Origin of the sequence: Rudanella paleaurantiibacter (assembly GCF_009184635.1) — a bacterium.
Lineage (GTDB): Bacteria > Bacteroidota > Bacteroidia > Cytophagales > Spirosomataceae > Rudanella > Rudanella paleaurantiibacter.
The window spans coordinates 125,752-139,473 of the sequence record NZ_WELI01000003.1; the positions used below are offsets into that span (position 1 = coordinate 125,752).

Consider the following 13,722-nt stretch of genomic DNA (forward strand, 5'->3'; position numbering starts at 1 on the left):
GGTTTCACCATTTTGGAGCTGTTTTTTTCACCATTTCAAAGACACCTTTCGTGTTGATGTAGCCCTCTATCTCTTTACCATTCACTTTTGCCTTTGCCCATGTCAGACCCGACGTTCCGTCGAAATCTTTCAAAGAACTGTATATGGGTGGTAGGCTAAACTCACCGTTCGCAATATCAATCATGCCTGTTCCGCCCTCATAGTGAAAACCAGGGCCATCAAAAGACGCATCAGGCGCATAAATAGAATAATACAGGATGCCATCCTGATGATCGAGAGAACTTAACCTGTATGTATAGTTTCGGTTGAAGCTGTCTTTAAAAACCTTGTCGAGTCCCCATTTTTTGATTGCCTCTCTGGCGGCCTGTGCCAGATCAGTCATATTGCCAGCTTTGTCATAGCGCTGTAAAGGTGGAATGTCCTGGTAGCTTTTGGGTATTTTTAGCAGAAGATACCCATCGCTGAAAAACAACTCTTTAAACCAGTTGTAGTTGCGTTGGCCGGTTTTGGGGCCATTGGGGTTATTTTTTACGTTGAAAACCAGCTCGCCTTCCCGATTTATGTAGGCATACTGAAAGCCTGAATCATTGTCTTTGGGTATTACGATAGACAGCCCATCGTGAAAGTCGCTTGGTGGGTATGAATACATAAAATTAAGTACCCTTTTGCCGTTGGTGTCAATAACGCCCCATTTTTCCTCCTTAAATTCGTTGCGTTTCATGACCACCGCCAACCCCTCCGAAAAATTCATCACTTCTTCAAAAATGGGTTGTGTGATAAACCGGCCTGCATAGTCTGTCAGTGCGAACAAAGGTTTATGGCCCGTGTAGTAATTCTCATACGCCCAGAGTCGCTGGCTCTCTATGTCTGCCGTTTGAAAGGTAAATCCTCTGGGAAGCTGAGGACGCCGGGCGTCGGTATCTGCGCTGCTTTGCGGCACATAAATGGGAGTACCGTCCCACAGGTAGTGTTGTTTCCTGCTACCGGCCAACTCAAACTGCAGTATGTAATTGTCGAGGATATACAACGCACCATACTGAAAAGGAACCACCAGTTTTTGCGTTCTATCCATCACAGCTGTGTTTCTGCTTTGCGGGTCAATAATCAGACATCGACCGTTATTAAAACCAGTCCGAAATTTTTTCAGACTGCCTTTTGCCCAATAGTTATCGTTGAACACACTGCCAAAGAGGTATTTGTTGTAGGGAATAAAGAAACTGCCCTGGGTATCAATCATGGCGTGCGATGCCCCCTTAACAACCACAGCGTAGCCTTCGCTGAACGGCTGTAGTGCATCGGCATCAATTGTTTTGACCGTGGGCGAAAATTGTATGGCGGGTACTTGTGCCAACGCCCCATAGCTGAGCAATCCCAGATAAAGGATAAGTTTCTTCATACAAGCTATTGGCTGATGAGTTTCCGAATTTCAGCAATGGCCTGCGGGCCAGGGTGCTCTGCCCAGTTTTTCCATAAATTCCCTTGCTTATCTATAATTGTATAGCTGGGATATGCCCTCAAAACAAAAGCGACTTTGGGGTCTCCAAAAGGTTTTGGGAGAATTTGGAAATTAGGGCCGTATTTGTCGTACTCGTACCTTCTGACCGCCGACAGCCACGGGGCTTGTTCGGTTTCCCCATTCAGAAAAAGAAACACGACTTTTTTTCTCTCTTCGGGCTTTAATTGATTAATCATCTTTTTGACTTCGGGAACCTCCGCCAGACAATATTTACACCAACTCGCCCACATATTGATGTAAATTACCTTTCCTTTAAACTCACTCAAATAGTGCAGCTTACCGTCGGCGTCAGCAAAACGAACATGGTCGGCAGACTCTCCTTTTAATAATTGAGGAGGAGGGTCAGTGAAGGAGGATAAACGTATGGTAGAAAGTTTCTTACCGTTGTAGGATGCTCCTACTATGTATGAAATCCCTTCCATTCGGTAATTTGGAGACTCGCCATCAGGACCTGGTAAGTTTACCCCCCGCTTTTCGAGCTCTTTGGTCAACTCCTGCAAGGCCGCATTTTCTGAGGGGGTGTACATCACTGTCATGTTTTCAGGATGAAAGACTAACACCACTCGAAACTTCCCTTTAGTAGCTTCATAGATTCTGACAACACGGCTCTTTTCTTTATCTAAACGGCTGTCGGTGAGTGAGTAACCAAGCGGTTGAAGGTAATTGGTAATACAATCAGGGGAATCATCGCATTGGTGCAATAACTCCAGGTCACGTAGGGTCAGTTTTTGAGCCTGACTATTGACATAGCCCAGTGTACACAGCAGAAGTAAGTATACGTTTTTCATGGTTTGCAACGGTTAATAGCTTTAGCCTGATTAGGTTCTCTAAACGTTTGAGAAGCTGATTCATACAGTCACTATCATGGCTGCCCAAACCCCAAAACTCCTCCGTTCATCAGCTTTCCACCAGCCTCAAAGCGCAGGTTTCGGCACACCTGCCGCCCCATCGGGCTCAGCACCGTAACCGTATGCCCTGTTCTGATCAGTACATCCTGCGTACCGGTTGGTACCGAGCCACACGACCAAATGGTGGGGTCGTTCCAGTTGCCCGAACGGAGGGTTTGTTGCATCGGGCACCCCGTCAGCGTACTATTAACCGGGACGTAGTAAAGTGCCGACCAACGGTTGTTGGTATCGCGGGCGCGGAAAAAGAAACTGTAGCTACCCAATGCGCTCAGACTGGTACTGCCCGTTACGGCTACATCCTGCCCATTGGCGGGTGTAAACGGCAAGGCGGTAGCCTGCCCATAGCCGGGGTCAGTATCGATAAAATACTCGACGCGGCTGATGGCATTGGCGGTCTGTCCTGCAAAAATCACGAAAGGACTCAGCATAGTTTGCGACCATTGCCCACGCCCTGTGCGAGTTCGTACCCCCATCTGGTGCGTACCCACGGCGAGTGTAGCAGGCAACGGAATACTCACCACGACCGGCGTACTGCCCGACGTGGGCGATATTGGCAGGATGGTATTGTTGCCCAAGCCCTGATCGGTGTTGATAAAGTATTCAATGTCGGTGAGCACCGTTTGGTCACCTGAGGTGCCAGGGGCATGTATGTAGACCATATTCAGGCGGGTCGGCGACCATTGCCCATTGGCAGCCCGCACCCGAACGCCCAGAAAATTAACCCCCTGCGGCAACGTCCCAGTCGGTATGGAAAGCAATGCATCTACATGTACCCCCGGTGGTAAGGGCAGAGCAGTAGCCGCTCCAACACCGGGATCGGTGTTCCAGAAGTACTCAGCCGCAACCAGTGTTGTACTCACTGCCTGTTGCGATACTCCGTTTTTGGCCTGCAATGCACCCGCCAACAGGCATAAGCCCGCAATAAGAATCCAGCTTTTCATGCGAGGGTCAGTTTTGGATTTTGGCCCGCAGCCGAATCTGAATGGTTTCGTTTTGCCGGGCGGTAGCTGGCACCTGCAAATCCTGAATCACGGGCCCAACGGGCGAACCGGTCAGCACGTAGGGATCTGCCCCGCCGAAAGCCCCGCAATCGGTCCCGCCCTCACCTGCGCCTTTTGCCGGCGAGCTGACCGAGAGCATGTATTTCCCTTCCAGTGATGTTCCAGCGGGCGTAAATAATGTACCAGCCATGTTGGCCACATTCAGAAACACGTTGCTCGGATTGGTACTTTGGTAATTGCCCAACCGAACAATGTTATTGTTGAATGAGGCAAACATATCCGTCCGGTAATTCTGTTGGGCGTTAGCGTTGTTGCAGGTAGCTGGCGTAACAAGGATATTATTGGCTACCGTGACATTGACGTTTGTGGTACCCAGCGAAATCACATCACAGGCCTCATACGTCATTGTATTGTAAGCGATAACACCTGTGTACTGCACGGATGAGAAATTTGTACCTATCCGGCCGTTGATTATTGAGTTCTTGATCAGGAAGTTGGTTGCCCCCCACTGAATTGCAATCCCACCCTCAATGAAGCACTGAACCAGTCTGGCATTGTTTACATTACCGATGTCAACCGAAGTTGAGAACCCAGACGGATATATTCTGCACCGTTGCACGGTTATGTTGCTTCTGCTGATCGTAATTGTGCGCATTGAGCAACCTGTAATTAAAGACCCGTCTGAAGTAGTGAGGTTGTTGCTACTGAACGTAACGTCCTCTAACTGGGCTTCGTTTGTTCCGTTGAAGTACCCACTACCAATGATACTAACCCGCTTTCGGACGATAACATCGCCATACGAGCCGGGGTCGAGTAACAATACCGAGCCTGCTACAAAGGCAGGGTCGTCGATAATAGTCTGGAGGCTCTGCCCATTTTGCACCCGAATCACATTCTGGGCAAACGTAAGGGTGGTAGCCAGCATCAGGCCGAGGATAAGTAGATTGATCTTCATGCGTTAGTGATTGGGTTTGAGAATTAGTTCAGCACACAGGATGCCGACATGGTTACCTGAATGGCCCGTTTTTCATTGACCGAGTCTTCCACAAACTTTCGGTTGTACAGGTTGAGCCGGTAGCCTTTGATGAGCTTCTTCGACAGCGTTTGCGCCTGCTGCGGGGTTAGTTTGTAATACATCAGCAGGTCGGTTTCATAGGAGCCTCCCCCACTCCAGTCAAAGCTGCTCTCGGAGTTTTCGGCGGGCATGAACTGCATCACCGATTCATCCTGCATCAAAAACATCAGGGGCTTGTCACTGTCCACAACCAGTAAGTTTAAGCCCGGTTTTCGGGCGTACAGAACAAGCGACAGGTCGCTGCCATCCCGTCGGAAAATCAGGTCAACTTCCAGATCTTCGATGCCTACATCACCTGGATTACCGCCCGTAAGTACACCCACAATGATTTTTGCCCCCAATTTGGACCCGCGCAGGGTTGCCTGGGAGGCCTTTACGTTCTTCTTGGTAAACTTGTCGAACCATGCGTTGCACTGGGTTGGCAAAACCGTTTTGCCGTCCGATGTCTTCGTACGAGCGGCAGCCTCTCTGCTACTCTGATTGGCGTACAGTGGATCTTTGAAGGGTGTGGTTTGCGTAGGCGATTTGGTGGCCGACTTCGTAGAGCTGGCGGGGGTATCGGTTTTGGTACTGGCTACAACCGGCTTAGCCGAAGGGGCAGATTGGGGGACTCCTCCCACCATCATGGCTTCAATCAGGGCATCGGGCAGTTTGGCAGTTTTCAGCTCAATCATGCCGTCGGTAGAGGTATCAAACGCCGACCGGCTGGCCTGAATTTTCTGAACAATGAATTTCCGGCCATACCCGGCACGGTGCAACTCGATAATGTCTTTGTTCTGGATGATATCCGTAGACTGAGTCAGCGAAAGCATCAACTCAGCCAGGGGCTCGGGCACTTTGGCCGTTTTCAGTGCAAGCAACCCATTCACACTCACGTCAAAGCGCGTGGTGCTGCGGTTAATTTTTTCCTCAATCAGTTTACGTGATACCTTGGCCGTATTGAGCGCTATAACACTCCCGTTGGTAAGTACCTCCTGCGCATTGACCTGTACGTAACCTGTTAAAACATACACGATAATGAGATAGACAATTTTCATAGAACAAGCCAAAGTGAGTAGTAAATCGAATGGCTAATGAAGTGCCGGATTAGGGCTTACAACCTGCATTTGCTCAAGCCAACAATTAGCCATTAATTCACAAGCATACAGCACCGCTACAAAATGCCCTCCGGCTACTCTATGAACCCGGGCTTTTTCTCCACCAAACCTTATTAGGCTTGCACCAGGCCTGTCTAACACATAAGTTTGTAGGTAATCCCACCGTGACGTATGCGCTATTTTTTGCTCACCATCTTATTCATTTGCTTCTCGGTTCGGGGGCTGGCTCTGCCACCGCAGCATCCTAAACTGGCTCAAGCAAAGGCCGACTTTCGGGTGGCCTCCCAACGTCGCGATACGCTGGCAATGGCCGAAGCCGCTTACCTGATGGGCAAGTATACCCGTGAACCCAATGATTTTGTGGGCGGCCGAAACTGGTTTCTCTTCGCGCTGCGAATCTGGGAAAAACGGGGCCCTTCGATCCAACTAAACAAAGTGCTTATTCAACTCTCGAGCGATGAGTCCGTAATGGGCAACTTCCCCGAAGCGTTTGTGTATGCCAACCGTGCCCTCGCCAACAGCCGTCAGCTCAACCACCCGCATAGCCTGATGAGTGCCTACTGGATGCTGGGAACCCTCCACCTTAAACGAGCCCAAAACGGCCTCGATACACCGACTGTCCGCCAAAAAACAGACCTCGACAGTGCAGCCCGGTACCTGCAACAGGCCGAAACGATAGCGCTGAGAATCGGTCGAGCAATCGACATTGCCGGCATCCGTGAAAGCCAGGCTGAGTTACTGGCTGATTCTGACCCATTCAGGGCCATAAAACTCCGGGAGTATACACTCGGCGAGTACAAGAAGACAAAGCAGGGCGTCGGAATCGTCGGACTGCACTATACGTTGAGTACCGCCTATCTGGCCGTAAACAATCCGGCTAAAGCGTATACGTACCTCCTGGTAGCCGATAGCCTGATGCGCCATATTAATGACGCAAACCTTAAACTGATCACGGATGGGCATTACGCCTGGGCAAAATGGTACGCGGCCACCCGGCAATGGCCGCAGGCATACCAACGGCTCCGCACGGCGGATTCGCTGCGAAAACGCCAGCTGACGAGAGAACAACGAGCCGTAATTGCCCAACTAAATGTGGGGTACGAAACCAGTCGGCGCGACAAGCTTCTCCAGCAACGCGAAGCCGAACTGAAGATTAACAAAGCGGTACTAACCGCCCAACAAAATTACACGTATGGGGCCCTGGGGTTCTCGGCCGTGGCTTTACTTGCTGGTGCGTTTTTCTACCACCTTTGGCAGCAAAACAAGCGTACCCGTCAGCAAAATGAGCAATTACTAGCCGAACAAAGCCACCGCACCAAAAACCATTTGCAGGCTATATCGGGCTTGTTGAGCCTACAGGCGAGTCAGCTAACCGACGAAGATGCCAAGCGCGCCGTCGAAGAGAGTCAGATACGTATTCAGGCCATGACCCTGCTGAATCGGAAACTGAGCCATGCACCTGTACAGCAGCAAAGGCTACCCGAAATCATTCCGGAGATAATTCAGATGATTTTGCGCAGCTACGGCCCCCAACCCGTTGCCGTTACCTGCCAGGTTGAGCCGGTACCCATCTCAGTCGAACAAATACTCCCGGTTGTACTGATCCTAAACGAGTTAGTGACCAATGCCTGCAAATACGCTTTCCCAAACCACCCGGCCCCTGAGCTTACCGTTCGGTGCTGGCACGAGAGCGGTCGCATCCGGTTGCGCGTGCAGGACAACGGGCCGGGTATCCGCCCCGGCACCGCCCGGACGGGGTTTGGCAGGCGGTTGATTGCGTTGCAAACCGAGCAACTATGGGCCGAAGCGAGCTTTAGCCAACCGCCCGGCCTTACCTTTGACCTATCCATTCCCGGAAACGCCTGAATCCTATGCCTGATTCTGTTTTGATTGTTGAAGATGATCTGGCTATTGCCGTTGCCCTGGAAGAGACCCTCCGCTCCGCCGGGCGAATAGTGGCTGGTATTGCCCGCACCTACGACGACGTGTTGCGCTATATCGAACGTGCTCCGATTGCTTTGGCGATTGTTGATATTCACCTTGCCAACCATACCGATGGCATTGCCGCTGCGCGCGTACTTCAGCGTCAGTGTGGCTCCACCATTATTTACCTGACCGGCACCACCGACGATGCCACCTTTGAACGGGCAAAAGCAACCGGGCCAGCCGCTTTTCTGAACAAACCGTTGCGCATCAGAGAGGTGCTGCAACAGATTGAACTTGCCCTCGACAACCCCCATCGGCTCCATCCGAATCCGCACGATGGCCCCATTTATCTACCTACCGATTATGGCTTTGTACGCGTTGCCCAGCCCGACATTTTTTACCTGGAAGCGGCCCGGAGTTATACCCTGCTTTACCTGAACAACAGCACCCTGAACCAACTAAACCCGGCCCGGAAACCAGACGAACCCCTGGTGCTGACCGGAAACCTCAAATACTGGGAGAAACATTTATCGCCCACCCTATTCTACCGGCTTTCCAAGTCGCTTCTGGTCAACTTATCGAACATACACCGCATCGATGAATACCAGATTCAGCTTGGCCCACATGCCGTCAGCTTACCGGCAGGCACCCGCAAAGCGCTACTCGACCAACTTACGGTAATTCGGACCCGCTAACCCGAAAACAAAAAACTCGCCCCGAAGAGCGAGTTTTTGTCAATCTATACGGGATGCGACTTACGCACCCTGCTTCATCCGAATGATGTTCAGGGCAGCGCCCGCCTTGAACCACTCGATCTGACCTTCGTTGTAGGTATGGTTTACCGGGAACTCATCCACTGAGCCATCAGCGTGGGTCAGCCGAACCGTCAGCGGTACACCCGGCGCAAACGTAGTCAGGCCCAGGATGTCGATGCTATCGTCTTCCTGCACCTTGTCGTAGTCGGCGGGGTTAGCAAACGTCAGAGCCAGCATGCCCTGCTTTTTCAGGTTCGTTTCGTGGATACGGGCAAACGACCGCACCAGAATAGCCCGAACACCCAGGAAACGGGGTTCCATAGCCGCGTGCTCGCGCGATGAGCCTTCACCGTAGTTCTCGTCGCCCACAACAACCGAACCTACACCAGCGGCTTTGTACGCCCGCTGTACGGCCGGTACTTCGCCGTACTCACCCGTCAGTTGGTTCTTCACTGAGTTGGTTTTCTCATTGTAGAAGTTCACCGCCCCAATGAGCATGTTGTTCGAGATATTGTCGAGGTGACCCCGGTACTTCAACCACGGACCCGCCATCGAGATGTGGTCGGTTGTGCACTTCCCTTTTGCTTTAATGAGCAGCTTCAGACCGCTCAGGTCAGTGCCTTCCCAGGCCGCAAACGGAGCCAGCAGCTGCAGACGATCCGACGTGGGCGATACAATCACCTCCACGCCTGAGCCATCTTCGGCCGGAGCCTGATAGCCTGCATCTTCTACGGCATAGCCTTTGATCGGCTGCTCAATACCCTGCGGCTCGTCGAGCATAACCTGCTCGCCGTTTTCGTTGGTCAGGGTATCGGTCATGGGGTTAAACGTCAGATCACCGGCAATGGCAAACGCCGTTACGATTTCGGGCGATGCCACAAACGCGTGGGTGCTGGCGTTACCGTCGTTCCGCTTGGCGAAGTTCCGGTTGAACGACGTGATAATTGAGTTTTTACGGGTTGGGTCGTCCATATGACGGGCCCACTGACCAATACAGGGTCCACAGGCGTTGGCCAGTACTACCCCACCGATACCTTCAAACGTGTTCAGGATACCATCGCGCTCGGCCGTGAACCGAACCAGCTCCGAACCCGGCGTAATGGTAAACTCTGCCTTCGTTTTGAGGTTTTTGGCAGCCGCCTGAGCCGCTACCGAGGCCGAACGGGTCATGTCCTCGTAGCTTGAGTTGGTGCATGAGCCAATCAGACCCACTTCCAGCTTCTCGGGCCAGCCGTTTTCTTTCACCGCTTTAGCGAAGTTCGACAGCGGCCATGCAAGGTCGGGCGTAAATGGACCATTGATATGCGGCTCCAGCGTGTTCAGGTCGATTTCGATCAGTTGATCGTAGTACGTAGCGGGGTCGGCATACACCTCATCGTCCGAACGCAGATGTGCGGCTACCGCACTGGCGGCATCGGCAATATCGGCCCGGTTAGTAGCACGGAGGTAATCGGCCATCTTCTCATCGTACGCAAAAATCGACGTGGTAGCGCCAATTTCAGCACCCATGTTACAGATGGTTCCTTTACCCGTTGCCGAGAGGCTTTCGGCACCTTCGCCAAAGTACTCCACAATGCAGCCAGTACCCCCTTTTACGGTCAGGATACCCGCTACGCGCAGAATCACGTCTTTGGCCGACGCCCAGCCCGACAGTTTGCCGGTCAGTTTAACGCCAATCAGTTTGGGCATTTTCAACTCCCAGGGCAGACCAGCCATTACGTCGCAGGCATCGGCACCACCTACACCAATTGCAATCATACCCAGACCACCGGCATTGGGCGTGTGCGAATCCGTACCGATCATCATACCACCCGGAAACGCGTAGTTTTCTATCACCACCTGGTGAATGATACCCGCACCGGGCTTCCAGAAACCAATACCGTATTTATTCGAAATCGACGCCAGAAAGTCGTAAACTTCTTTGTTTTTGCTCTTGGCTACGTCCAGGTCTTTATCGGCACCCACTTCAGCCTGAATCAGGTGGTCGCAGTGTACCGTTGAAGGTACGGCAACCTTTGGCCGACCAGCCTGCATAAACTGCAACAGGGCCATCTGAGCGGTAGCATCCTGCATGGCAACCCGGTCGGGAGCAAAGTCAACATAGGCTTTGCCGCGCTCGTGGGCCTGCGTGGCGTTTCCAGCCGACAGGTGGGCATATAAAATTTTCTCAGACAGGGTCAGTGGACGACCGACGGCCTGGCGGGCCGCTTCAACGCGTTCGCCAAGGCGGGCGTACACACGTTGAATCATGTCAACATCAAAAGCCATAGCAAAAAGGGGTAACGAGTTATAAAAACAACCTATTTATAAAAGGAACCGGAAAATCAGTGGATTTGATTCCCCGTTCTGGTTCATCTTATTGCGGGTCAAAATTAGGGGATTTTGTCTCAATTTGTCCATAGACGCTTAAAAACGAAAATGTCTCAGCGTTACACCCTTGAAACGTCAAAACCGAATGACCAATGGGGTAAAACGAAAAAGCCCCTCTTTCGGAGGGGCTTTTCACTTGGTTGTGACCGATACGGGAATCGAACCCGTGTTACCGCCGTGAAAGGGCGATGTCCTAACCGCTAGACGAATCGGCCGTCTGAAGAACCAGACCTGACGTGTTTCAGATTTTTCTGCGACTGCGTCAGCGAATCGTGATGCAAAAGTACGGCGAAAATCTTCACGCGCAACATTTCGGGCAAAAAAATTTTAAAAAATTCTCTTCTGCGCGTTTTAAACCTACTTTTGATGGATTCATTTTTTTAGTCATCTACTTCATTATCTGCATGCTTCGGTCTCTTTTGGTCGTGGGCCTCTGTTGCTTAAATTTTTTTAGCAATGCCCAACCGACTTCAACAAACACAGTAACATCCCCCCAGGAATTTTTAGGCTACCGAATCGGTGAGCGCTACACGCCCCACCATCGGGTGCTGGCCTACGCCGAACAGGTGGCCCGACAAGTGCCGGGCCGGGTGCGGGTTATTCCGTACGGCACCACCTACGAAGGTCGGCCGCTGGCGATTGTCGTGGTCGCTTCGGAAGCCAATATGAATCGGCTCGAAGAAATTCGGACCGATAACCTCAAACGAATCGGGATGGCCGAGGGAAATCCGGCATCGGCGACCCAAACGCCTATTGCGTGGCTTAGCTACAATGTACACGGGAATGAGGCCGTCAGCTCCGAAACATTTATGGAGGTACTGTACGGCCTGGTTGATCCACAAAAAGGAAGCGACCAACCCGCCGTGATGCAGAAAATCCTGAACTCGACGGTAGTGATTCTCGATCCTGATCTGAACCCCGATGGGCACGACCGGTACGTAAACTGGTATAATCAGATGCAGGGCCGTGTGGCCGACCCTACGCCCTTCGCCCGCGAACACAATGAACCCTGGCCCGGCGGACGGTACACACACTACTATTTCGACCCTAACCGCGACTGGGCATGGCAAACGCAGGAGGTAACCCAGCAGCGTATGGCCATGTACCACCGCTGGATGCCCCACGTACACGGCGACTTTCACGAAATGGGCGTAGAAAGCCCGTATTACTTTGCGCCCTCGGCCAAACCTTACCACGAGGATATTACGCCGTTTCAGCGCGATTTCCAGAACGTAATCGGGCAGTATTGTAGCCGCTATTTCGACCGCAACGGCTGGCTCTACTACACCCGCGAGCGGTTCGATTTGTTCTACCCCAGCTACGGCGACACCTGGCCAACGTACAACGGCGCCATTGCCATGACTTACGAGCAGGGCGGCAACACCCGCGCTGGCTTGGCCATTACGAAAGCCGACGGCGACACGCTGACGCTCCGGCAACGCATCGACCACCACACGGCCGCCAGTATCGCTACGCTGGAATCGGTAGCCGATCGGGGCACCGACATTGTGAAAGCCTTTGGTGAGTTTTACGACAAAGCCCGAACCAGCCCGATTGGGGCCTACAAAAGCTATGTAATTAAGGCCAATGGCGATGCCGGACGGATGAACGCGCTACGGCAATTACTCGACAAAAATCAGATTCGGTACGGGTACGGACGGGCGGCCGCAGCAGCCACCACCGGAAAATCGCGCGGGAATACCAACGCGGGCGGGCTGAGCGGTTTCAATTACTTCACCCAGAAAACCGAATCGGGTGTCGCGGTGGCCCCTGAGGATCTGGTTATCAGTGCGTACCAACCTAAGTCAACGTTGCTCAAGATTCTGTTTGAGCCAAAATCAGCCCTCGAAGATTCGGTTACGTACGACATTACGGCCTGGTCGTTGCCTTACGCTTTTGGCCTGACTACCTACGGCCTGACCACCCGCCTGGAGCCCGCCAGTACGGTGGCCCCGGCGTCGGTGCCGGCCTCTACATCGCAAACTACCGGTGCCACGCCCTACGCGTATCTGGTGCGCTGGCAGTCGATGCCCTCAGCGCAACTGCTGGCGGGTTTGCTGAAACAAAAGCTTAAAGTACGGGCCGCCGAGAAACCATTCGAACTGGGCGGGCAATCGTACCCGGCGGGCACGCTGCTGATTACACGGGCGGGCAACGAGCGCCTGGGCGCCCGTTTCGATCAGATTGTGCAGGCCGAAGCCCAGAAAGCAAATGTTACCTTGACCCCGGTGCAAACTGGCTTCGTAACCAAAGGCTCCGATTTTGGGTCTGATTTTGTGATGGCTCTGAAAGCCCCCCGCGTAGGTGTCGTGGTAGGCGAAGGCATGTCGCCCACGGCGTCGGGGGAGGTATGGCATTATTTCGATCAGGAACTCCAATACCCCTCTACGCTCATTACAGGCAATGATCTGGCGTCGATTGACCTGAGCAAACTCGATGTACTGGTGATGCCAACGGGCTATACCTACGGCCGGATTCTGAACGACAAAACCCTGTCGGCCCTGAAAACATGGGTGCAGGCAGGCGGCAAACTGATTGCACTGGAGCGGGCTGCCGACGCCCTGGCGGGTAAAGATGGCTTCGAACTGAAAGAGAAACCCGATAAGGAAAAAGACGCCAAAAAAGACGATAAAACCAAAAAATCGGCCACGGATTCGGTGAAAACCTATGCTGACCGCGAGCGTGATGCCGTGTCGGACGAGACACCCGGCAGTATCTATCGCATTACGCTCGACGCGACCCATCCGCTTGCGTTTGGTCTGGGCAACAGCTACTACGCCATTGTGCAGGATGCGCACAACTTCGAGTTACTTAAAGACGGCTGGAATGTGGGCTACCTCAAAGACGACAATTACGTAGCGGGTTTTGCCGGTAGCAACGCCAAAGAGAAACTGAAAAATACCCTGTCGATGGGTGTACAGTCGCTGGGTCGTGGCTCGGTGGTTTACTTAGCCGACAACCCGTTGTTCCGGGGCTTCTGGTACAGCGGCAAGCTTCTGTTTGCCAACGCTGTGTTTATGGTTGGAAATTAAGAAAAAGGAAAAGGGAAAAAGGAGAAAGAGAAAGCATGTCGT

Annotated in this window: 9 protein-coding genes and 1 tRNA gene; 3 read left to right on the top strand and 7 right to left on the bottom strand. The window is 52.5% G+C overall.

Features of this window, described 5'->3' with window-relative positions; all coding sequences use genetic code 11:
- Positions 1-4: 4 nt before the first annotated feature.
- The 5 genes from F5984_RS09220 to F5984_RS09240 form a co-directional block, all read right to left on the bottom strand.
- Positions 5-1,396 (bottom strand): WG repeat-containing protein, encoded by a 1,392-nt coding sequence (locus F5984_RS09220; protein ID WP_152123989.1) that lies wholly within the window; start codon positions 1,394-1,396, stop codon positions 5-7.
- Between the two features lie 5 nt (positions 1,397-1,401).
- Complete coding sequence (locus F5984_RS09225; RefSeq protein WP_152123990.1) at positions 1,402-2,304, bottom strand: TlpA family protein disulfide reductase; 903 nt, start codon at positions 2,302-2,304, stop codon at positions 1,402-1,404.
- A 74-nt stretch (positions 2,305-2,378) separates the two neighbouring features.
- The gene (locus tag F5984_RS09230) at positions 2,379-3,365 is read right to left on the bottom strand and encodes a hypothetical protein (protein ID WP_152123991.1); all 987 of its coding nucleotides are present in this window, start codon (positions 3,363-3,365) and stop codon (positions 2,379-2,381) included.
- 7 nt (positions 3,366-3,372) lie between these two features.
- Positions 3,373-4,380, bottom strand: coding sequence for a right-handed parallel beta-helix repeat-containing protein (locus tag F5984_RS09235; RefSeq protein WP_152123992.1), 1,008 nt, complete (start codon positions 4,378-4,380; stop codon positions 3,373-3,375).
- Between the two features lie 23 nt (positions 4,381-4,403).
- Positions 4,404-5,537, bottom strand: coding sequence for a hypothetical protein (locus F5984_RS09240; protein ID WP_152123993.1), 1,134 nt, complete (start codon positions 5,535-5,537; stop codon positions 4,404-4,406).
- Between the two features lie 231 nt (positions 5,538-5,768).
- Between F5984_RS09240 and F5984_RS09245 the strand changes: the two genes are divergently transcribed.
- Both F5984_RS09245 and F5984_RS09250 read left to right on the top strand, forming a co-directional pair.
- The gene (locus F5984_RS09245) at positions 5,769-7,463 is read left to right on the top strand and encodes a sensor histidine kinase (protein ID WP_152123994.1); all 1,695 of its coding nucleotides are present in this window, start codon (positions 5,769-5,771) and stop codon (positions 7,461-7,463) included.
- Between the two features lie 5 nt (positions 7,464-7,468).
- Positions 7,469-8,218: a response regulator transcription factor gene (locus F5984_RS09250; RefSeq protein ID WP_152123995.1), complete on the top strand. Its 750-nt coding sequence runs from the start codon at positions 7,469-7,471 to the stop codon at positions 8,216-8,218.
- Positions 8,219-8,278: 60 nt separating this feature from the next.
- On the opposite strand, the gene F5984_RS09255 is transcribed toward F5984_RS09250, so the two are convergent.
- Complete coding sequence (locus tag F5984_RS09255) at positions 8,279-10,546, bottom strand: aconitate hydratase (RefSeq protein WP_152123996.1); 2,268 nt, start codon at positions 10,544-10,546, stop codon at positions 8,279-8,281.
- A 245-nt stretch (positions 10,547-10,791) separates the two neighbouring features.
- A tRNA-Glu gene (locus F5984_RS09260) sits at positions 10,792-10,863 on the bottom strand.
- A gap of 189 nt (positions 10,864-11,052) precedes the next feature.
- Between F5984_RS09260 and F5984_RS09265 the strand changes: the two genes are divergently transcribed.
- A complete protein-coding gene (locus tag F5984_RS09265; RefSeq protein ID WP_185155465.1) occupies positions 11,053-13,680 on the top strand; it encodes a M14 family metallopeptidase in 2,628 nt (875 codons plus the stop codon).
- The last annotated feature ends 42 nt before the right edge of the window (positions 13,681-13,722 follow it).